Source organism: Mucilaginibacter conchicola, assembly GCF_003432115.1.
GTDB lineage: Bacteria > Bacteroidota > Bacteroidia > Sphingobacteriales > Sphingobacteriaceae > Mucilaginibacter > Mucilaginibacter conchicola.
Map to the genome: position 1 here is coordinate 1 of NZ_QWDC01000004.1, position 21,292 is coordinate 21,292.

18 protein-coding genes are annotated in these 21,292 nt (G+C 45.3%); 5 read left to right on the forward strand and 13 right to left on the reverse strand.

Annotation, left to right across the window (positions count from 1 at the left end; translation table 11 throughout):
• The 5 genes from D0C36_RS20695 to D0C36_RS20720 form a co-directional block, all read right to left on the reverse strand.
• A partial coding sequence (locus D0C36_RS20695) for a sigma-54-dependent transcriptional regulator (RefSeq protein WP_262512212.1) occupies positions 1-753 on the reverse strand: 753 nt, incomplete at its 3' end.
• Positions 754-1,003: 250 nt separating this feature from the next.
• Entirely contained in the window at positions 1,004-1,543 is a 540-nt protein-coding gene (locus D0C36_RS20700) for an OsmC family protein (RefSeq protein ID WP_147322073.1), read from the reverse strand.
• 695 nt (positions 1,544-2,238) lie between these two features.
• Positions 2,239-3,726 carry a catalase gene (locus D0C36_RS20710; protein WP_117393976.1) on the reverse strand — a complete coding sequence of 496 codons (1,488 nt, stop codon included), beginning with the start codon at positions 3,724-3,726 and terminating at the stop codon, positions 2,239-2,241.
• A 139-nt stretch (positions 3,727-3,865) separates the two neighbouring features.
• Positions 3,866-4,669 (reverse strand): adenylate/guanylate cyclase domain-containing protein, encoded by an 804-nt coding sequence (locus D0C36_RS20715; protein WP_117393638.1) that lies wholly within the window; start codon positions 4,667-4,669, stop codon positions 3,866-3,868.
• A gap of 75 nt (positions 4,670-4,744) precedes the next feature.
• On the reverse strand, positions 4,745-5,170 hold the full coding sequence (locus D0C36_RS20720; protein ID WP_117393639.1) for a DoxX family protein: 426 nt from the start codon (positions 5,168-5,170) through the stop codon (positions 4,745-4,747).
• A 330-nt stretch (positions 5,171-5,500) separates the two neighbouring features.
• On the opposite strand from D0C36_RS20720, the gene D0C36_RS20725 reads away from it, so the two are divergent.
• From D0C36_RS20725 to D0C36_RS20745, 5 genes are all read left to right on the forward strand, one after another.
• Positions 5,501-6,433, forward strand: a complete 933-nt coding sequence (locus tag D0C36_RS20725; protein WP_117393640.1) for a heme-binding domain-containing protein — start codon at positions 5,501-5,503, stop codon at positions 6,431-6,433.
• A gap of 19 nt (positions 6,434-6,452) precedes the next feature.
• Positions 6,453-6,911, forward strand: a complete 459-nt coding sequence (locus D0C36_RS20730; protein ID WP_117393641.1) for a hypothetical protein — start codon at positions 6,453-6,455, stop codon at positions 6,909-6,911.
• Positions 6,912-7,418: 507 nt separating this feature from the next.
• A complete protein-coding gene (locus D0C36_RS24720; RefSeq protein WP_199502104.1) occupies positions 7,419-7,676 on the forward strand; it encodes a hypothetical protein in 258 nt (85 codons plus the stop codon).
• Complete coding sequence (locus D0C36_RS20740; RefSeq protein WP_117393642.1) at positions 7,673-8,212, forward strand: type 1 glutamine amidotransferase; 540 nt, start codon at positions 7,673-7,675, stop codon at positions 8,210-8,212. Before D0C36_RS24720 ends, D0C36_RS20740 begins: the two co-directional genes overlap by 4 nt.
• A gap of 337 nt (positions 8,213-8,549) precedes the next feature.
• The gene (locus D0C36_RS20745; protein WP_117393643.1) at positions 8,550-9,833 is read left to right on the forward strand and encodes an epoxide hydrolase family protein; all 1,284 of its coding nucleotides are present in this window, start codon (positions 8,550-8,552) and stop codon (positions 9,831-9,833) included.
• Positions 9,834-9,896: 63 nt separating this feature from the next.
• Here D0C36_RS20745 and D0C36_RS20750 read toward each other — a convergent pair whose 3' ends face one another.
• The 8 genes from D0C36_RS20750 to D0C36_RS20785 form a co-directional block, all read right to left on the reverse strand.
• Entirely contained in the window at positions 9,897-12,386 is a 2,490-nt protein-coding gene (locus tag D0C36_RS20750) for a zinc-dependent metalloprotease (protein ID WP_117393644.1), read from the reverse strand.
• Between the two features lie 36 nt (positions 12,387-12,422).
• Positions 12,423-12,983, reverse strand: a complete 561-nt coding sequence (locus tag D0C36_RS20755; protein ID WP_147322074.1) for a hypothetical protein — start codon at positions 12,981-12,983, stop codon at positions 12,423-12,425.
• Positions 12,984-13,028: 45 nt separating this feature from the next.
• Complete coding sequence (locus tag D0C36_RS20760) at positions 13,029-14,609, reverse strand: RagB/SusD family nutrient uptake outer membrane protein (protein WP_117393646.1); 1,581 nt, start codon at positions 14,607-14,609, stop codon at positions 13,029-13,031.
• Positions 14,610-14,619: 10 nt separating this feature from the next.
• Positions 14,620-17,970 carry a SusC/RagA family TonB-linked outer membrane protein gene (locus D0C36_RS20765; protein ID WP_158557167.1) on the reverse strand — a complete coding sequence of 1,117 codons (3,351 nt, stop codon included), beginning with the start codon at positions 17,968-17,970 and terminating at the stop codon, positions 14,620-14,622.
• Between the two features lie 183 nt (positions 17,971-18,153).
• Entirely contained in the window at positions 18,154-19,293 is a 1,140-nt protein-coding gene (locus tag D0C36_RS20770) for a FecR family protein (RefSeq protein WP_117393648.1), read from the reverse strand.
• A gap of 158 nt (positions 19,294-19,451) precedes the next feature.
• On the reverse strand, positions 19,452-20,024 hold the full coding sequence (locus tag D0C36_RS20775; protein WP_117393649.1) for an RNA polymerase sigma factor: 573 nt from the start codon (positions 20,022-20,024) through the stop codon (positions 19,452-19,454).
• Between the two features lie 253 nt (positions 20,025-20,277).
• Positions 20,278-20,637 (reverse strand): response regulator, encoded by a 360-nt coding sequence (locus tag D0C36_RS20780; protein WP_117393650.1) that lies wholly within the window; start codon positions 20,635-20,637, stop codon positions 20,278-20,280.
• Between the two features lie 27 nt (positions 20,638-20,664).
• Positions 20,665-21,042, reverse strand: coding sequence for a response regulator (locus tag D0C36_RS20785; RefSeq protein WP_158557168.1), 378 nt, complete (start codon positions 21,040-21,042; stop codon positions 20,665-20,667).
• Positions 21,043-21,292: the final 250 nt, after the last annotated feature.

Genomic DNA, 21,292 nt, shown 5'->3' on the forward strand with positions numbered 1-21,292 from the left:
CTCCAGGGGCATTTCGCCAACCTCGTCGAGAAAGATGGTGCCATTGTCAGCCTGTTCGAATTTCCCTGTCCTCTTATCGACGGCACCGGTGAAAGTACCTTTCTCATGACCGAAAAGTTCTGATTCGATCAGGGTTTGCGAGAGCGCCGCACAGTCGACGATGACGAGTGGTTTTTTCCCGCGGGCGGAGTGGTCGTGGATAGCGCGGGCGACCAGTTCTTTTCCGGTACCGCTTTCACCGAGTATAAGCACCGGGCTTTCAGCCGCGGCTGCGATCTGTATGAGGCGGGTCGTTTCCCTGAGCCCCGCACTTTTACCGGCCATTCCGAAACTGTCGGGGGCATTCCTTTTTGTCTCAACGGGGCTTTTTTGCACAACAGCTGCCCTGGCCAGCAGCAGGTGCTCACTGTGCAGGTCTGCGGCAATATCGAGCATGGCCAGGACATCCTTTTCCCTGAATGGTTTTACGAGGAATCCGTATGGAGCGGTTTGCTTGGCCATGGCAAATGTCTTTTTGTCGGAATTGGCAGAAAGATAAATGAAAGGGATATTGCGTTGTTTGAGTACGGGTGCCAGGTCAATGCCGGTCTTGTCACCCTTAAGGAAAATATCAAGCAGAACAAGGTCCGGCTCTTCTGTATCCAGGATATCCAACGCGATATCTACAGAGCGGGCAATAGAACACACCCGGTACCCCGCCACCTCCAGCATGATACGGAGATTGTTCGCTTCTATAAATTGATCTTCGACTATTAATACTTTTNTCTGCGCATAAAATAGTAAGCAGGTAGATGCTCAAAATTTTGTGATGTCATGTTAACTTCGCGGCTGCAGAAACGCAGGAACAAATAGAGACCTGATCAAGGTTAACGATAACCAAAGTGCAACGGAAAGTTAACGGTTCATCAATTCGGCCGAAAGATAGCGGTAATTTTAGTTTTAGCCAACTGCTGGGATATTGAACAGGCCAAATTGATTAAATGAGATGGTATCATTTATTATATCAGATTACGACATTGATATCAACATCGATGTTTTTTTGCAGCATCTTCGAATAAGCGCAAGTATGTTGTGCCGAGATGACCAAGGCATTAGCTTCTTCAAAACTGATACCCTGTAGGATGACATTAAGCCTGGCGGCCATCCTAAGTCCAGTATAGTGCATGATGAGATCAATCTCTGCATCTGCAGCGGCAGGGGTTGGTAGACCTATACGGTAGTAATCACAATATATCTGTACTGCTGATATAAAACTTGCAGACCATGCCGCCGCGATAAGTTGTAGCGGATTGGCCACATCGGCTTCCAGAAAGTTGTCGGAAACGAAAAACAGAGGTGAACCCGAAGTGCTCCTTATACGCCATTCCTTTTCGCCTCTCAACTCTGCACTGCCGGAACAAAGTAATTCTAAATTGGTGACCGGTGATTCGGCGATTTGATTGATGATATTTAAATTATGCATGGCATAGATTTGATAAGAGCGATTGGATTGCCGACCGCATCCTGCATTTGTCAGGCACGCGCGTTCGATAGTGGTATTCAAAAATAAGTTTCAACTTCCTGCGACATTCTGAAAGAATAGTTGAACCGGGCATAATTAACCTTAAAACGGGCTATTTGCGTAGCCAATATGAATTTGTTGATTAGCCGGAGCCAGCTCTTTGATGCCCTGCGTATTGGAAAAATCACCTCGTTCATGTCATCAAACTTGATATTTCATGATTTCTTGAAAAATCATTTTTTTTAAAAATTGTTTTCTTTTTTAAGAACCTGTTTATTAATATTTTATGTGTTTGGCATGATGTTTAAATGATTGAATCTAAAATCATCATATGAAATACCATTCCAAGGCTTATCATGTCCGGAACAGTTCCCTAACCAGAAGGGTGATTGACCTGCATGCTCAAGGCTATATCTACGACTACTGCCTTTACCAGGAACAGCAATTGATCTGTATACAAAGTAATCATTTGCAACCGATCGCTTCGGCGGTTATCCGTGTGGTGGATCAGGCTTTCGATCGGACCTCTCATACTTTCATGTACGTTCATACGATCGATACAGGGAATGGTGAGCTTGGTGTACTTGTTGCGGAATGCATCTTTACGAGCGGACCCCATACCTGATAACTTTCCGGCGCTTATAAATGAGGGAAAGGCCTGCCTGAAAAAAAATCGGCTTAATTATTTTACAAATGTTAATTCAGCCGGCGCACCAACTGAATTAACATGACGGTCCTTACCTAGACAGGGGGCTCATATCATACCCTTCAAAGGATTTTACTTCTTCCATAGACAAGCCAAGTGCATCAGCTACCCCTATCCCATAATTCGGGTCAGCCATCAGGCAGTTTCTGATGTGACGGATCTGTATGAATTTTTGTGCCGCTCCCAGGGCTGAAGCCGTATTTGTGAACAGAGCGTGCTGTTGTTTCTCATCCATCAAACGGAACAATGCCCCGGGCTGGCTGTAATAATCAGTATCTTCGCGATGGTCCCAGTGGGCGGCATCGCCACTAATCTTCAAAGGTGGTTCACTAAAATCACTTTGTTCCTGCCATTCGCCAAAGCTGTTAGGTTCGTAAGGGGTAGCACTGCCGTAGTTGGCGTCGGTTCGCATAGCACCATCCCGGTGATAGGAGTGATAAGGGCACTTAGGCGCATTGACCGGTATTTGGTGGTGATTAACCCCCAAACGATAGCGCTGGGCATCACCATAGGAGAACAATCTTCCCTGTAGCATTTTATCGGGAGAAAAGCCGATACCAGGAACCACTTGCGCCGGATTGAATGCTGCTTGCTCAACTTCCGCAAAATAATTTTGAGGGTTTCTGTTCAGAATGATCTCTCCGACCTGAATTAAAGGGAAGTCGGCATGCGGCCAGACTTTCGTGAGGTCAAACGGATTGATCGGATAGCTGTATGCCGCCTCTTCTTCCATAACCTGAACAAACATTGTCCATTTTGGAAAATCTCCTCTTTGAATGCTATCGAGCAGGTCGCGTTGATGGCTTTCCCTATCATGCCCGATCAATAATATAGCTTCGTCATTTGTTAAATTATCTATGCCCTGAGCGGTTTTGAAATGGAATTTTACCCAGTAACGTTTTTGCTCGCCATTGATAAAACTGAAAGTATGGCTGCCGAATCCGTCCATATGGCGGTAAGTCCGGGGAATGCCGCGATCACTCATGACGATCGTAACCTGATGCAATGCCTCCGGAAGCAAGGTCCAAAAATCCCAATTATTATCTGCGCTTCTGAGATTGGAATGCGGATCTCGTTTGACCGCGTGATTTAGATCCGGGAATTTTAACGGATCCCGGAGAAAAAAGACAGGGGTATTGTTTCCGACCAGGTCCCAAATGCCTTGTTCTGTGTAGAATTTGATGGCGAATCCCCTTATATCTCTTTCCGCATCAGCTGCGCCACGTTCTCCGGCAACCGTAGAAAATCGCAAAAATAAAGGGGTCTCCTTGCCTATTTCGGAAAAGATATTGGCTTTTGTATAACGGGTGATATCGTGTGTAACGCGGAATGTTCCGTAGGCACCGGAACCTTTCGCGTGCATTCGGCGTTCCGGAATGACCTCTCTGTCAAAGTGCGCCATTTTCTCAAGGAACCAGGCATCCTGAAGCAAAGCCGGTCCGCGCCTGCCTGCGGTCATGATGTTTTGGTTGTCAGCTACCGGAGACCCGGAACGATGGGTAAGCGATTTTAAATCCATGATCTGAAATTTAATTGGGATGAATATTGATGTTAATTGAATTGTTATCCCAAAATTATTTTCAAACCAAGGCACAATAAGTCCCGGATCGCTGAACCGGTCAATTTTTGTGTTGAAACGGACAATAAGCCACCCGGTCTTAACCCGCTATCGCCATGTAGTATTCGGTATCTTTTGAAAAATGCATAACGGCGTTTTCTGGCTGATAGGATTTTCCGGCAAGCCATATCGTTTGGATATCGTGGACACCGGGAACCCGGATATGCCTTCTCTCTTGATTGATGTCGATCTTGTTCTCCAATTGAAGGTAATTGTAAAAGTCATCTGACATGATTACATCGTTATCCGCTTTTTTCGTTTGTGCCTGAAGACGCGATGCAATATTTACCGGTAATCCCATCACGGATAATGGAATTTCGGAATTGTGCTCATATTCCACGATTACGCTTCCTGTGTGAAGGCCGACGCCGATCTCAAATTGGAAACCATATTTTGCGCTTACAAAGTTCTCATTGACATAGGCTAAAGCATCTGAGAGCATTTTGGTACTGCTATAAGCATCGTTGATCGCTGCTTCCAGGGGTTTGTTTAAACCGAAAACAGCAAATAGCCCGTCACCGGCCCGTTCGACGATCCGGGCGCCAAAGTGAACGATAATTCGTGAGAAAAGGTCCAGCAGGGATTTAACGGCCTGTACGTTTTCCAGTTGTGATCCATGTTGCAGAAAGGTAGTGAAATTCCTGAGATCAAGGAATAGGATGCCTAATTCTTTTTCGGATAAACTATTTACTGAATGCGCTTTAAGCACTTTATTTTGCTGATCAGGACACAGAATGCCTCCTTGTCTCTTGTTGCAATCCTGATGGATAAGTTTATTCAGCAATTTGCTTTCTATCGCCTGAGCGGTCTTCATTTGACCAGAATTACCGTTATATGTTTTCATGCCTATTTCGTGTTGTGCCGTTAAATTGCTTGCCTGTTACACTTTTGCAATGTTACAGGCAAGCCCATGTGAAAATTATAATCCTGCAGGTGACGTGCGATATTGATTATCGGCATGAGCCTTGGTATATAAAGCCGGATAAAGTTTACGGAACATAAGATAGGTAACACCGACCATAACAAATGCAATGATCGCATCAACGGTTGCCGGGAAACCCAAAACGGCAATCTTTGAAAGGAAAGCAAAAATAATGTCGAAAAATATGCCTGCAAATACCCATTCCTTTAATCTTAAAAGATTGTTTGGTATCAAAAGAACCAGGATTCCGGAAAGCTTTGCTACCCCAAGGATGTAGATGAAATGCGGCGGGTAGCCCAACTTAACGGTGATGTCCCAAACTACAGCATTTTTCGTCAGTTCACAAAAGCCGCTGGCTCCAAACCAAAGTGATGTTAAGAATACTCCGGTCCAGTAAATTGTTTTTGTTGTTTTAAGTGTCATGGTCGTGTTGTTTTAAATTTATAAAGCAAATGTGCGCCGGAATAGCGAGGGTTGACAACACAATATACCTGAACCGGACGTTTCAGGCGTTCAAGCCGACACTTTGGGGCCTGGCTGTGTCAGCTATCGCAGGGCAGGTGTTGAGATGATTAACTGCACGGGGAGCACACTCATTTAAGTAAATGAGAATCATCGACCAGGCCGGCCGATCTGTCTGTATCAACGCTGTAAATGTCCGTTTCAGCAGCTAGAATGTCGGCACCGGAGGCTTTTTAATAGTACCAGAGGCATCCTGCTCATATTTTTACTTATTGTTACCATTATCATATCATGAAGAGAACCAAACTAAATCCAATCCAAAGGATGATCGTCATCATTGGCGTTGCAATGATCATATTTGTTCCCCTGCAATTCTCGTCACCGGATTTGGGAAATCCGGCAACAAAAAAAGAGATCAGTCTTCCCACCGAAGTCAAAGCGATCCTGGAGCGCGCTTGTTATGATTGTCACTCTAACCGGTCACAACCGGAGTGGTTCGACCGGATCGCACCTGTTTCCTATATGGTTGGTCATGACATTAAGGAGGCCCGTAGCAGGCTGAACTTATCGGAGTGGGATAGAAATCCGCCTGCTGTACAGCAACTATTGCTTTGGGAAATGGTCAACGCGATCGAAGAAAAGAAAATGCCTCTTCCCCGTTATTTAACTATCCATCCAAACGCTGCAGTTTCCCCGGCTGAGTTGGCTGTATTGAAGCAATACGTGAACACTTTGCCTGGGAGAAACATGACTGATACTTCACCTATCGTCAGATCGGATAGCAACAAAAGGATGCCACTGGTACCTGTTGCGTTGAATGGCATCCACTACTTTTCTGATTTTAAAACATGGAGGATCATCAGTACAACAGATAAATATGACGGCGGCAGTATGCGGGTGGTTTATGGCAATGACCTGATGGTCCAGGCGATAAAAAGCAAAAAGCTCCCTTTTCCTGATGGTGCCAAAATCGTAAAGGTTGTTTGGGGAAAGCAGCATGAGGATAAAGATGGGAATATATTGCCGGGAAATTTTCAAAATGTTCAGATCATGATCAAGGATCGTAAAAAATACAGGTCTACTGAAGGGTGGGGATTTGCCAAATTCGACGGGCTTAAACTCAAACCTTTCGGAAAATCTGTTGCGTTTGCCACAACCTGCATTAATTGTCACCGTTTGCTGGTTAGTGAAAGCGATTTCGTATTTAACATTCCGACTAAATAATTAACCTTAAACAGATAACATGATGAAGATAATATTTTTTGCAGTGATAATAAGCATGTTCTTTTCAGCCTGCAGCGAAAAAAAAGCACCTGTCCTCGCCCCGGAATACCTGTTTCATGAAGAAGGTCAAAAAGTGATCACTTCACTGATCAACGATAAAATAGGTACCATTTCTATCATTTACGGAAACGAGGGTGCTTTTCGCTCAGCCCTGGATCCGGTGAAGAATCATGTTTCCGGGGAACGATATATCATGGTTACCTGGAAACAAAAACCTATGCCGCACTGGTACGGAACGGACATGAATGGTCCAATCATTTCTGTGGAGACCGTAATAACTCGGTCGGATCAGGCAGGGAGGGTTTCATTTGATTACAGTTCAGCTCTATGCAACGGAAAACTCCTTGATAGTAAAGACAAGGACCATAATCACCGGGCAAGGTTTATTGCGGATCAGCCTGCTGCAGTATTTCCCTGAGCAAATAACGTCAATGGCGTGGAAAACGACAGCGCGAATTTAATCGTTAAATTGGAAAGGTTGCATCAGCGGATCCGCAGCGCCTGCGAACGTCCGGGCCGAAGTGTGTCCGATGTCCAAATGATGCTAGCGACAAAAACAGTATCGCGGACAGGATAGCAGTTGCGATTCAGGCAGGTGAAGCATTGATCGGCGAGTATAAGATTCAGGAAACGTGGGACAAAGATCAATTATTGAAAGCATTGCCCCTAAAACGTCATTTTATTGGGCACCTGCAATCGAACAAGGTCAAAGATATACTTAACACGAAAATTGTATACAATCGCTGGATCGCCTCAATGTTGCTGAGCAACTGCATACAAGATTGGATATGGAGCAACGTATACTGGATGTTATGATCAGGTGAATATATCATTTGAAGGCAGTAAATTCGGTATTGCACCCTTGGAAACGCTTGAATTTATCTAACGCCTCGGTAATTTTCCCACTTTAAGGATGATCAGCTTGATGACCATAGGCCTTTTTGATGCCGAACCCGAAAAGGTTCGGCCGTCGTTTACATTGTTGCGTCAGTTAAGGGAATCTGTTTTATACAACAAACTGATTTCGGCTGGAACCTTTAGTTATTTATCAATGGGGATGAGCGCAGACCTCGAAACTGCCATAGAGGAGGGGGCGACCATCGTTCGCGTCGGCATGGCGATATTCGGACAAAGGGTCTGCCCTGACAGCTATTGCTGGAAAGAAAAAGAAAATAATTCATGACCATACACATTTTACAGCACGTTTATTTCGAAGGTCCGGGTTTTATTGCAAAATGGGCAGAGCAAAATTCATGTGAGGTAACCTATACACGCTTATATGAACCTGGACATCATTTTCCAAACCTCTCTAAATTGCATGCTTTAGTGATTATGGGTGGGCCTATGGACGTATTTGCTGAACACGATTATTACTGGCTGCATACCGAGAAAATATTCATCGAAGATTGTATCCAGGCTGGTAAAAAGGTCCTCGGTATCTGTCTTGGCGCGCAGCTGGCTGCTCATTGTTTGGGTGCTATGGTCTCAACAGCGCCGAACAGGGAGATCGGCTGGTATCCGGTCAAACTACTAAAGATGCTGTTCATTTGCCCTGGTTCCGTGCTTTGTTCGAAAATACGCCGGCGGTGTTCCACTGGCATGCTGATAAATTTCAGATTCCCTACGGCGGATTTGAGTTGCTTTGTTCTGAAGCTAACAAAAATCAGGCTTTTCTTTTTGGCGACAACGTGCTCGGGTTACAATTTCACCTGGAGGTAACAATTGAGTCTTTGGCCTTGATGTTAAATAGTTGCCGCAATGATCTAAAAAGGGATACTTTCATTCAATCTGAGGAAAAGCTCATCGAAGGAATCCGGCATATAGATCTCAAGCCATAGGATACTGTCTGGAATACTCCATAATTTTTTGTTAACGGATAAGGATGATGAACAGTAATCCCGAACGCGAGTGTATTTGGTATTTGCGAATTCTTCCGGACGGTGCTTTGCCCGCTTCAATAGGAACATTGTCCGCTTGAGCAGTTTCTATATCTTCTAATCCTGAACAGCCTGATATTTTCGTGTGATTAAACAATTAAAAACCAAATTTCAAGAAAATGAAAAACGTTTCACGACAATTCAAAGGGATTATACTGGCCGGGGCTATGTTACTAGGCTATACAAGCGGCGTCGCGCAAAAAAAACAAGGCGGTACAACGAAGATCAATGAGGATATCAGGCCTTTTCATGTAAGAATTCCTCAGGAGAAGCTGGAGGAACTTAAACGCCGCATCTCATCCACCAAATGGCCGGAATATGAAACGGTGAATGATCAGTCGCAAGGGGTACAACTGGCAACCATGCAAAAACTGGCGGCTTACTGGGCCAAAAACTATAACTGGCGCAGGATCGAAGCGCAACTTAATGCATTGCCTCAATTTAAAACAACAATCGACGGATTAGAAATTCATTTTATACATGTTCGTTCCAAACATAAGAATGCCCTGCCGGTCATCATCACCCATGGCTGGCCGGGATCCATCATTGAACAACTGAAGATGGTTGGTCCGCTTACTGATCCAACTACTTATGGCGGAAAGGCGGAAGACGCTTTTGATGTGATTATCCCTTCGCTGCCCGGTTACGGGTTTTCCGGAAAACCTAAGGTTATCGGATGGGACCCACAGCATATTGCAAAGGCGTGGACTGTTCTGATGAGAAAACTTGGTTATAAACACTTCGTTGCCCAGGGGGGAGACTGGGGGAATGCCGTTACGGAACAGATGGCATTGCAGGCACCCGCGGAACTTATAGGTATCCATACCAACATGCCGGCGACTGTTCCTGCCGGGATCGAAAGCGCTCTACAGGCGGGTCTTCCAGCGCCTGATTCTCTTTCAGCAGATGAGAAACATGCTTACAGCCAATTGGATTTTTTCTATAAACATGGTTTGGGTTATGCGAACGAGATGGCTAACCGCCCGCAAACCTTGTATGCCTTGCAAGATTCGCCGGTAGGACTTGCTGCATGGATGCTGGATCATGACGCAACCGGACTTGCGCTGATCACACGTGTTTTTGACGGCCGTAAAGAAGGGCTGACAAAAGATGATGTGCTCGACAACATCACTTTATACTGGCTAACCGGAACAGCAATTTCCTCTGCCCGCCTTTACTGGGAAAGCAAGCTTCCGTTTTTCGCACCCAAAGGAATTAAAATTCCTGTTGCGGTAAGCGCTTTTCCGGAAGAACTTTACCAGGCGCCAAAAAGCTGGGCAGAAAAGGCCTATCCTAACCTTATACATTACAATAAGATCGGAAAAGGGGGACATTTTGCTGCATGGGAACAACCACATATACTTGCGGAAGAACTTCGAGACTCATTCAGATCTTTGCGTTAACAGTAAAAAGGCGCGGGCGGTAAGACCGCCTCGCGCCAACTGAACTATTAACTGAAACTAAGATTATTCGTGGTGATCAAGCAGATTTTTGATCCTGTTTTGAAGATCACTGATATGATACCTGGTCATCGGATCCGATCTGCGCTTGGAAACGGCTTTTAACTCAGCCTGAAGATGTAAAAGATCTGCCCTCAGCATCGATCCTCCATCTGTTTCTGCGTCAGCTTCTTCTTTTGACGACAGGACCAACAATAGATTTTGAAAATAAGACTTTTGGAGATTACGGCGGTAGCTGCTGATGTAAAGCGATCCGGAGCCTTTTAGTTCTTTCCAGATCATTTCATGAATCAGGTCGATATATTCACTTGCAGTGCAGGTTTTTGATCCGAATTGCTTGGTGTTTGCCAGTAGTTTATTGATCCTCGCAATATCCATCAGGCTGTTCAGTACTCTGACCTGTATATCTTCTACAAAGTTTGCACGATCAGGTATGGTTGTCCTGCTCAATACCGATCTGTTCAAAAGCCAAACTGGTGTTTCAAATAGTTGCTCGCCGAAAAACTTTAGCGCACTGATCTGTTTACGTCGTGACACCGGCAAAATAGATGGCCCTGTTTCATCTGAAGTTTTGATGGTATATTCTACCCCGCCGATATTCTTCAGAACATGGTTCATATAACGGGCATATTGATCTTTCAGTTCTTTGTATAAAGAGAAAAGATTTTTTCCGAGATCGCCTTCTTCAGCCGTCCACGTTGGGAGGTTCGGCAGGATTCTTTTTAGGTTCTTGATGCCGTATGTACTCGCTTTGACGGCGTCATCCCCCAGGTCTTCGGTCTGACACCGGGGGTCGTAGTGGCGGGTTTCGCCGTCACCGAACCATAACCTTGGGTTTTGCCCGGTACGGGACACGATCATTTTACTCAGGATATTTTTATCTGCTTCGGCATCCACGCCTGCTATGTATTTGTAGCCCCATTCGATAGCCCATTTATCGTACTCACCGATCTTTGGAAATAAATATTCTTCCGGTATATGATCTTCAGGTTGTGCAACATAATTGAACCTGGCGTAATCCATGATACTTGACGTATGACCATGGGCAGCAAGGTAGCGGATATTGCGCAAGCTGTCTACCGGGGTACGACTGCTGCTGCCAAAATTATGACGTAGCCCCAGCGTATGGCCAACTTCATGGCTGGAAACAAACCGGATCAGCTGGCCCATCAACGCGTCATCGAACTTTGCTTTCCGCGCATTTGGTGCAACAGCAGAAGCTTGTATCATGAACCAGTCATGAAGTATCGTCATCACGTTATGGTACCACCCTATATGAGTTTGAATGATCTCACCGCTGCGTGGGTCATGTATCTGCGGGCCATAGGCATTCTCTACAGCAGACGGGAAATAATTGATAAAAGAATAGCGTGCGTCATCCATATGCATGGTGGTGTCGTTCTCCGGCCACTCTTTGCCTAAAATTGCATTTTTGAAACCAGCCTGTTCAAATCCTTTCTGCCAATCGTTTATACCCTGGACAAGGAAAGGCCTCCATTGTTTTGGGGTAGCCGGATCTATATAAATTATGATCGGTTTTTCCGGTTCTACCAACTCACCTTTTTTCCATCGTTCTTCATCTGCTTTTTTCGGTTCCAGTTTCCACCTGAAGATGTTCTTTCTTACTTCTGCACGCTGCTGTTTGTCTGAAAATTGCAGGTAGTCGTCTGCAAAATAACCAACCCTTGGATCAAAAAATCTTCGCCTCATAGGCGTCTCCGGGAGTTGGATGAAAGAGCAGTGCGTTTCAATAGTTACCGGTTGCCCCGTTGCCCCTAATTGCTTCGAGTCGTAATTTTTCGTAGAACTTATTTCAACGTTTATAGGGTAAGCGTGAATAAATTCAACATTGACGTCTTTCATAGAAGGTATGCTGAGACGGTTGGCGAGCTCGGTTGTGCCGTCAATGCTATTCAGGAAATTTTTTTCTTTAAGGAATGTCGTCATATCCACCACGTAACTTTTTTTGTCAGTAGAATAGGCGATGATCGGTAAAGACGCTGCGATCGCATTCAGACTGATGTTGGCCACAGCTTTGGATATACTGCTGGAGCTATCTGCCCTGCTAAATATCTTTACAAAACGGACTTTTATGGTTGAATCCCTGCCCAACTCAAGTTGAATCGTTTGTTCGTCGAGTTCTTCTCCCGGGTACATGCCCGCATCACCGGGGGCTTTGCTAAGGCGATTGATGACCATGATATCCTTATGCAGCACAGTGTCGCTGAATTCAAATAGGGTCTGCGCTTTTTCAGCGGAGCGATGAATGGTGAACAGGCCTCGCTGCGTTTTGAAATCTTTTGTAATGACCTCCCCATATTTTTTGATCTTGGAACGTACGGTGTTTTTTGCGCTGGTATCTTTTTTTACCAACTCTTCTACTTGTTCCCAACTGGTTGCAATAGGTTTGGTTTGTGCGTACAACAGACCTTGCCCCAAAAGGAAACTTATGGCGACAAGAATCAGGTAATGGTAGTGTTTGATTGTATTTTTCATAGTATGGGCCTGCCATAAATGGCTTTGGCTTATGGGTTAGTTAATTGTGACAGGGTTTAAACGCAGGGTTGGCATTTGTGCCGCAAGCGCTTTTATCTCGTTCATTCTGTAGGCGGTGCTTTTGTCATAAAAAATCACGACCGGAATACTGAAACCATCTTGCTGTTCCAGAAGGAAATCGGTACGCTGTTTTTCCTTAGAGGGGCTTAGCGTGAGATCAATGGCAACACCGTTACGTTGACGCCGTGCAAAATTTGCTAAGAGGGGAAGCGCAAACGGTTTTAAGTTTTGCAGCAGGCTTACGGTTGCGGAATCGGTCGAGGAATCCGGCAGATCAAACTGAACAAATGGCCTGCTGACCGAGCCGTAGTTCAGGTCAACATTTGATGTAGTGAACCCGTAGTGGTTCTTATCGGCTTTGCTATCACTGTGACCAAATGTATAGCCACCTTCAAAAGCATCATTATAATTATTCAGCTCGGGCATTTTTTTTCTGGTGGGTAATGAGGGAGTGCCGCCTTCACAACCGGCTATAAAAGGCAGCAATAATGCCAGGGCTATGGTAAAAAGTGAATTATTTCGACTTCGTGTTTTCATCTGTTCTTATTTGATAATGACTTACTTAATTGGGGAAGAATTTTGTTAGAAAGAATAACCGGGATTCTGAACAATATTTGGATTTGTAGAGATTTCCCTTGCCGGGATCGGGTACAAAAGCTTTGATGCATTCCATGGCTGCTTTCCTTTTAGCGCGCCGAGAACATCATTTGCTTTCCCTGTCCTTTTCAGGTCAAAAAACCGGTGGCCCCACTCGGCAAAAAGTTCGGTCTGCCGCTCGTGTGCGACAGCTGCCAGTACATTGGTTTGGCTCAGCCCGGCGGAAAGTGACGGTAACGGGTCAGGTACAGCGTTCGTAGCCTGGGCACGTGCCCTGGAGCGAATAATATTGAGGTCTGCGAGCGCGCCGTTAAGGTCGCCAAGCTGAGCCTTCGCTTCTGCCCTGATCAGGTATTGTTCTGCCAGACGGAGCACCATATAATATTGCGGCGGTTCATCGGTTGGGCTGAAAATACTCAGCCTATACTTTCGCGGATAATAAAAGCTGGCACCGGTGTAGGGCGCTATAGTCGGCGAGGGAAGATAAGTGGCCCATGCCTTGAGCCGGGCGTCGCCGTTTTCGAATGCAGAAAGCAGTTCGGGCGTAAAATAATAATTAGGAAGGCAAAGTGTCGAGATGCTTTCATACAGGTTGACATCACTCAGATATAGCGCTTCATCAGCCGGATTATCTCCGACAATTTCCTTCCAGCTGAAAACAGGCAAAAAGTTCTTGCCGTCCCAGGTAGCATTGTATATAGGAGGGGTTTCCTTGTTCTGTTGCCACTGGAGGATGGCCTCCCTGTTATTTGCATCAAATACTTTTGAAAGATCCGCCGATAAAGTGAACAATTGGGTATTCCCAATCACAGATGAGGATTCTTTAAGCGCGTTCCCGAAATCTTTCCGGTACAAGTACACTCTCGCGAGTAATGCCGTAGCAGCCCACTTATTTGCACGGACACGATCTGATTTGCTGGATACAAAAGTGTAGTTGTCCGGTAGGCTCTGCGCTGCCTCTGAAAGGTCGCGAACCATTTGCTCATAAACCTGTTCCTGCGGGCTTCGAGCCAGAAGCTTAGTTTGGTTGAAATCGGTCGTGAGCACTAACGGAACATCACCAAAAAAATTCACGAGGTAGAAATAACTGAATGCACGAAGAAATTTCGCTTCACCGGTGAGTTGCTTCCTCGTCGCGGCATCCAGCGCAGGGGTGGCCGGCCCGGATAGCTGTTCGACAGCGGCGTTGCAATTGTAAATAAGCTGGTAAGCGATCTTCCAGATCTGCTCTTCAGGTATGCTGTTATCCGACTGGATATTACCAGACGAAAACTGGTAATCGATCGGGCTGCCTGTTCCTGTGTATCCCAGCAATTCATCTGCAGATAATGCGGCATAGAGAGAGGTCGTACCGTTAGCAAAATTTGGCGTACCGTCACCTGACATTAATTTTGAGTATAGCCCAACAACAGCCTGGGTCGCCAATGCATTGGAGCTGTAGGCGACCTCCTGGGTCACAGTGTTTTCCGGGCGATCGATCTCCACGAGTTTTTTACAGCTGCTGATCGATGAATAAAGGCCGACAGTAACGACACAGATGATTTTTCTATAGTTTTTTGTAAGCATGATCTAATGGTTAAAAATTGCCGGTGAGTCCAAAAGTAATTGTGCGAACGGGCGGCAGGCCGCCAAAGCCCTGAATTTCCGGGTCAAGCCCCTTATAGGGCGTGATCACGAACAAGTTTTGTGCATTTGCATTTATGGACAAGTTTTTCATACTGATCTTTTTCACCCAGGAAGTGGGTAATGAATAGCCCAATGCGATTGTTTGTAGTCGCAGGTAACTTGCATCTTCATATTTTCCGTCAGAATTGGTGAACTGAAGATCGGAGGTCTGCTGGGCCGTTGTGAACCGCGCAAAAGTCGCATCGGTCTGTCCGGGATTTCGCCAGGTGTGGTTGAACTGATAAAGTGGTATGTTATTTTTGCCGCCACCGGAAGTTGCGACGCTTGCTCCAAGTTGTTTTCTGAAAGTAAAGAAAGCAGAGAAACTAACACCCCTGTAACTGAATTGCTGTGAAAACGAACCGGTGTATTTAGGCTTTAGCGATACGACAGAAACCATATCGTCCCCACCGGTGCCGGGAGCCGCATTACTCGAAGTTGTTATTTTCCCGTCTTGATTTGCATCCAGATAAGTGAACTGCCCGGTAGCCGGGTCTACGCCGGTATATCTTAACACGTAAATATCATCAAGCGACCCGCCGACTTTGAACAAACTGCGGTAGGGAGATAGCTCGATGAGCGGGTAAGCTAAAAGTTTATTTGAGTTGAGGGACAGGTTGAAACTTGTCGCCCAGGTGAAGTGTTCGCCCTGTAATATCCGTGCACTGCCGGAAAATTCCCATCCCGAGTTTTGAACGTTGGCAGGGCTATTGGCGACCACCGTAGGAAAGCCCGTATAGGATGGAAGCGGAAAGTTGATCAATTGGTTGTCACACCTGTTCCGGTAATACACAGCTTGCAAGTCAATGCGGTCTTCAAACAGACCGATATCAACAGCACCTTCCAGCTTTTTCGTGCTTTGCCAGTGGAATGCTGAATTGGCCATGATCTGTGCGATCAGCGGGCTGATGGTATTCAGGTAATTGGCATAGACCGGGTTCAGGTTACCCCATTGCGAAACGTAGGAGTAAGGCGTAACATTATCACTGCCGGTAATTCCGTAACTGCCACGAAATTTTAAGAGGCTGATCATTTTGGGAAGATGAGCTTTGAATAGCTTTTCCTCTGATACTATCCACGCTGCGCCAACAGAGCCAAAATTGCCGAACTTATTACCGTCCGCAAAATTGCTGCTTCCATCTCTGCGTCCGTTTAGATTGAGGATATACTTATTCTCCCAATTGTAGTTGATCCGGGCGAAAACACCAGCATATTTGTATTCCCCGAAGTTATCTGTTGCGATCACTTTTGGCGCGTTGGCCAGACTGCGCAGCAAGGCGTCCGATGTGTAGCCGTTACCGATCGAAAGCAACGATCTCGAACTGCTGGCCTGGCTTGTGGCACCTAATAACACATTCAGTGTCCCTTTACTTACCAACCGGTTATATTCAAGTTGTGGCTCTATATTCCAGTTGCTGGTTTGATTGGCGCCATAATTTGCTGTTCCTGTGCGCGCGGCACTTAGGTTCGGGTTCAACGATGTGATCGGAAGGAATTTTGTCTGGTTGTTGTAACTGAATCCATAACCCGCGTTGACCCTTGCCGTCAGCGCTTTAAAAATGCTGTAATTGATTGTCAGGGAATTGGTAATAAAGTTTGTTTTTGAGTTATATGGCTGCAGGATCTCTGCACCGCTGAATAAATAACCTGCCTTTTCATATTCGAGCCAGTTGAGATTCCCGTTTCCATCAAACACCGGGGGAGCGTTAGGGGCGAGCGCAGTAACACCGACAAGGTTGATCTGTGTATTTTCCGAAAACGAGTAATTTGAAGAAAAGGAAAGATTGAATTTATTGTCACTGCTGCGCGTATTAATATTTGATGAAAGAGATATGCGCTGATCGCTACCGCTATAATTTGTAATCGAGGTTGATTTGTTAAAGCCGCCGCTGATCCGGTAACTTGTGGATTCTTTACCCCCTGAGGCGGCTACTTGCGCTGATGTCCATTTTCCCGTTCCGCCATATGCGTACTGTTGCCAGTCGGTTTGCGCATTGTAATTTCCCAACAGGATATCTGCGGCATTATTTGCTGTCGGAGTTATTTTATCGTTTCGGAATGCCTCCTGCCTCATTTCTATGTATTGTGGAGTATTGAGCACGTCCCATTTCCTTGTAGGCTTCTGTATGCCCTGGCTTACTATCACACTCAATTGGTCACCCCCTATTTTTCCTTTTTTTGTGGTGATCAGTATGACCCCATTCGCACCTCGGCTGCCGTAAATTGCCGTTGCATCTGCGTCTTTCAATACTTCAATTGATTCAATATCAGCAGGGTTCAGACTATAAAGCGGGCTTTGTCCTCCTGCAGGGGATAACCCCGTCTGATCTAGACCTTTAGAAAGTGTGGCATTTAGGTTTGAATTATATTCATTAGAAGTTGTATTAAGGGAATAACCCCCTGAATTTGAATTGTGCATATCCGGTACGGTTTGCGGTACGCCATCGATAACGTATAGAGGATCTGACGTCAACGCCCTGTTTATCGAACTGCGGCCCCGTATCTCAACCTGGACAGGTCCTGATTGATAACCCGTGGCCGGAGTAATAAGCAATCCTGGGATTCTGCCTTCAAGTGCCTGGAGCGGGTTAAGGACCGGTTGTTTTTCAATCTCTTTAGCAGTAACACGGCCGATATTGCCCGTGGTAAGTCGCTGAGTAGTATGGCCGTATGCCTGAACAACCACCTCATCCAGGCTATTATTGGTCGGTTCCATGTTAATACTTAGGAATTTTACACCGGTGAGCGATCGTTCAATGGTATTATATCCGATATAGCGGATCAAAACAGTGTCGTCAGCAGTAGCATCTGATAATGTGAAAATACCATGAATGTCTGAGGTAGTACCACGTTTCGATCTTTTCACGATGATGCTGGCACCGCTTAATGGCTCGTTGGCCTTATTGGTCACCAAACCGCTAATGGTCATTTGATTTGCAGCGGATGGATGTTGTCGGTCTGCTGCAGGCTGTCCGCGTAACCTGATCGTAACGGTGCGGTCCTCGATCTGATAAGTTACCGGCTGGTTCCTGAAGATTTGCTGAAGAACAGTGCCAAGTTCCTGGTCGACCGCCTGAACAGTAACAGGCTTTGCCTGTTGAAGCACCTCTTCTGTATAAAGAAAATCGAATTTGCTTTGTTTACGAAGCTTGGTTAAGACTTTTTTTAGCGGGGTATTCTTTTCGTTAAGCGTGACCTTCTGGGCAGAACTGTTGATCGCTGTTAACATCAACCCCGCCAGGATGGAAAGCTGGATGATCATTCGGCGCAAATGCTGTGTGAAACGATGCCGCCCGGGTATGAAACAGCCATTTGTATAAATTTTATACATTTGTTTGGGTAGTTATTTAATCAGTTTAGCAAAATTTGTTAGAGAAGCACCCGGTATGGCAGGCTGTGTTAGCGCACAACCTGCCTTGTTTCCAGGCACAGTTAAAGGTTTAGTTTATTCTTTCACGATCACCCTCCTTCCTTCGATCGTAAAGTGGACGCGGCCGGTTAGTTCGAGCTTATGAAGCACCTGTTTAAAAGATTCGAAACGGCTGATGGTGCCGCCAAAACGGTCTGTCGGTAGCGCACCTTCATAAATAACTTCGATATCATACCAACGGGCAATTTTTCGCATAACCGCCTCTATGGTTTCGCCGCCGAACATAAAATATCCCTCTTTCCATGCCGCCGCCTGCTCGGTATCGGCTTCAGTAATGCTTACTGAACCAGCAACCACAGAGGCTTGTTGCCCAGGTTTTAGCTGATAGAAATTATTAGGATTTAGCGTTCCGGAAACGCTTATGCCGCCCTCTAATAATGTGGCGGTAATCGCAGGCTCGTCATTATATGAGTTCACAAGAAAAGTTGTTCCGATATCTTCTATGACCGAGCCTGCGACCTTCACGCGGAAAGGCCGTTTGGCGTTATGCCTAACCTCAAAATAAGCTTCGCCGCTGAGTTCCACCTCTCTAATCGGTTCATTCATGGAAACAGAATAGGTCAGCGTTGAAGCCGCGTTAAGCAAAACCCGGGAGCCATCCGCCAAGTTGACCCAATACTGCCCGCCCCTTGGGGTTGAGATCTTATTCTTTTCGCCTTGTACAACGCTTGGAGTATTGGACTTATAGGCCAGATGTCCTTCCGCCGTTTTAATAACCAACGCACCTGAAGTTGTGGCCAGCCTTCCTTCGGTAGCGCTATCTAACACTATCGTTTTGCCGTTGCCGAGCGTCAGAATAGCTTTATTTCCTCCCGGAATGATTTTGACTGCTGCATTTATGTTATCTGACGGATTGGTTCTTTTCCCGATCAGCCAGATCCCTATTACAACGAAGATCAGCAGAGATGCAGCGATACCCGCAAGGCGCCTGGCCTTCCTTAACCGGAATGCTGTACTCTCGGCTGCCTGCCTGCTTTTGATATTTTGAAAAATACGCGCTTTAAGTACCTCAACAGTCTCGTCACTTTCTTCTTCAAGGTAGGTGTCGTTATGCGATGCATACCATTGCTCAAAGGCTCGCCTCTCTGCTTCTGTAAAATTGCCGGCGGCCAGTTTACGTGCAAGCTCCTGTATTCTTTTATCTGGAAAGTTCATGGATTATATGTAGCCATTTATTACATAGTCAAATGGCCGGCAAAAAACCCCTACGTTATATAGTTTTTTTTGGTTAGTTCCTATGCTGCCAACCGGCTAAACCGGAGGACCTCAAATAAGGATGACATTCGCCTCTGGCAGAAAGTTCTCTATCAACGTCAGAGCAGAAGCAGGGGCAAAAGACCCCCAAATTGTTTTCTTAAACTTTTTCTTGCTTTAAGTAATTGATTTTCAACTGTTTTTATAGATATGCTCATTTCCTCCGCGATTTGACTCTGCGACATCCCGCGTTCCTGCTGCAGTCTGAATACAAGCTGACATCGTTCAGGAAGTTGATTGATCACCAGGTTATACCGTTCCTGCAATTCACTATAATCAAGTGCCTGAATCGTGGACTCGTCAATATCAGAAAGTCTGCGGCCAAGTTCACGTTCCAATACCGTTGCTCTCGATCGCTTCGCCAGTCGGTTAATTATCTCGTATTTAACGGCAACCGCGAAATAATTGTCAAACCCTTTAGTGAGTTCGAAAACGGCCCTGCGTTTCCACAGCTTATAAAAAAGGTCCTGTACCAATTCTTCAGCATCGGCCTTGTTGCCCATCCTATTGCGTGCTGCGAGGTAAATTTTTGACCAGTAACGATCGTAAAGGGAGCTAAAAGCCAGTTCATCGCCGGATCTGAGCAGCGCTGCAAGAGCAAAGTCGTCTGTAAGATTTTCATCCGGTCGCATTCAGTGCAGTGGTGATTTGATAATCTAAAATTAATCATTTTCTAATATCAAAGGTCTGATGGATGCTTCGTAATTGGTTACATAGGTTATATCAGGCATTTAAATGATAGCTGATGGGATGCTTTGCCGAAATGGCTTATTCAGTTTAACAATACAAAAAAAGCGTTTAATATAATGCACACAACAACTTAAAATGCCTGAGCAGCCTTTACAAGTTGATAGTTTAAAGCCAGGAATAATATGCTTATCGACATTAATTTATATATCTCCGTATAACAGAAACAAGATAATTAATGTCAAATGGCTTTTTAACGTATGCGTCAAAACTAAAGTTGCCAAGCGCAATCGCTTCTTTTTTATAAGCAGACATCAGTATTACCGGTAATTTTGATGTGCCTTTGTTTTGTTTGATCAGGGTACAGATCTGGCCGCCGGAAAGTCCGGGTAGCATGTAGTCTGTTAGCACCAGGTCGGGGTGGTGCCTTTCTACCAAATCTATGACATTATTCGTTCCCTCTGACCTGACAACCTCAAATTCAGCTGCTTTCAATACAGCTGATGTGATCTCGAGGACGTCCGCATCATCTTCTATCACAAGTATTTTCTTTTTCATGGATTTTGCAGTCAAAATAACACGTTATTACTCGGGACTTAAAACCTTCCTGATATCCTCAAGCGTAAGGGGTTTGCAAATAACAGCTTTAACCATGGATTCAGAATGTGATCTGCGTACATCCTCGCTATTAAAGATGCCAGACAAAATGAATATTTCGGTCTTCTTTGATTTGTCAAACCCCAACCGCTTATACTCCGAAAGAAATTGCCATCCATCCATATCCGGCATATCTATATCCAAAAAAATGTGATCCGGCAATAATTTCGAATTGAGATTCACTGCTAAAGTTAATTTTTCTATCGCGACCCGCCCACTCTGTATAGAATGAACCACAAAGTTTTTGTTGTATTTTTTTAAAAGAAGTGAAGATATCTGCCTGTCGATATCTTTATCATCGATCAAATAAATTTCCTTAAAAACCTTGTTACTCATTTAAGAAATAACCTCCCATTGAACACAGTCGTTTCTTAAAACTTAGATATTTAAAGCTAAAAACCAGTTTTTAACAGTTGTGCCGGCAATCTCTGCCATTAAAGATTGCCGGAATATAACTGTCGACAGCGACTATCCGGATTTACAAATTACACGGTACGCTTAGATGCAGTGATGGCCTAACCGTGGCCTCTTCTTCCTGTTTTTTCCCATTGCCCGT

Bases quoted from the DNA above. Each gene is read 5' to 3' on its own strand.
- D0C36_RS20730 (WP_117393641.1), top strand. From the start codon at position 6,453: ATGATGAAGATAATATTTTTTGCAGTGATAATAAGCATGTTCTTTTCA.
- D0C36_RS20720 (WP_117393639.1), bottom strand. From the start codon at position 5,170: ATGACACTTAAAACAACAAAAACAATTTACTGGACCGGAGTATTCTTA.
- D0C36_RS24720 (WP_199502104.1), top strand. From the start codon at position 7,419: ATGACCATAGGCCTTTTTGATGCCGAACCCGAAAAGGTTCGGCCGTCG.
- D0C36_RS20745 (WP_117393643.1), top strand. From the start codon at position 8,550: ATGAAAAACGTTTCACGACAATTCAAAGGGATTATACTGGCCGGGGCT.
- D0C36_RS20775 (WP_117393649.1), bottom strand. From the start codon at position 20,024: ATGCGACCGGATGAAAATCTTACAGACGACTTTGCTCTTGCAGCGCTG.
- D0C36_RS20740 (WP_117393642.1), top strand. From the start codon at position 7,673: ATGACCATACACATTTTACAGCACGTTTATTTCGAAGGTCCGGGTTTT.
- D0C36_RS20715 (WP_117393638.1), bottom strand. From the start codon at position 4,669: ATGAAAACATATAACGGTAATTCTGGTCAAATGAAGACCGCTCAGGCG.
- D0C36_RS20725 (WP_117393640.1), top strand. From the start codon at position 5,501: ATGAAGAGAACCAAACTAAATCCAATCCAAAGGATGATCGTCATCATT.
- D0C36_RS20750 (WP_117393644.1), bottom strand. From the start codon at position 12,386: ATGAAAAATACAATCAAACACTACCATTACCTGATTCTTGTCGCCATA.
- D0C36_RS20770 (WP_117393648.1), bottom strand. From the start codon at position 19,293: ATGAACTTTCCAGATAAAAGAATACAGGAGCTTGCACGTAAACTGGCC.
- D0C36_RS20780 (WP_117393650.1), bottom strand. From the start codon at position 20,637: ATGAAAAAGAAAATACTTGTGATAGAAGATGATGCGGACGTCCTCGAG.
- D0C36_RS20760 (WP_117393646.1), bottom strand. From the start codon at position 14,609: ATGCTTACAAAAAACTATAGAAAAATCATCTGTGTCGTTACTGTCGGC.
- D0C36_RS20765 (WP_158557167.1), bottom strand. From the start codon at position 17,970: ATGATCATCCAGCTTTCCATCCTGGCGGGGTTGATGTTAACAGCGATC.
- D0C36_RS20755 (WP_147322074.1), bottom strand. From the start codon at position 12,983: ATGAAAACACGAAGTCGAAATAATTCACTTTTTACCATAGCCCTGGCA.
- D0C36_RS20710 (WP_117393976.1), bottom strand. From the start codon at position 3,726: ATGGATTTAAAATCGCTTACCCATCGTTCCGGGTCTCCGGTAGCTGAC.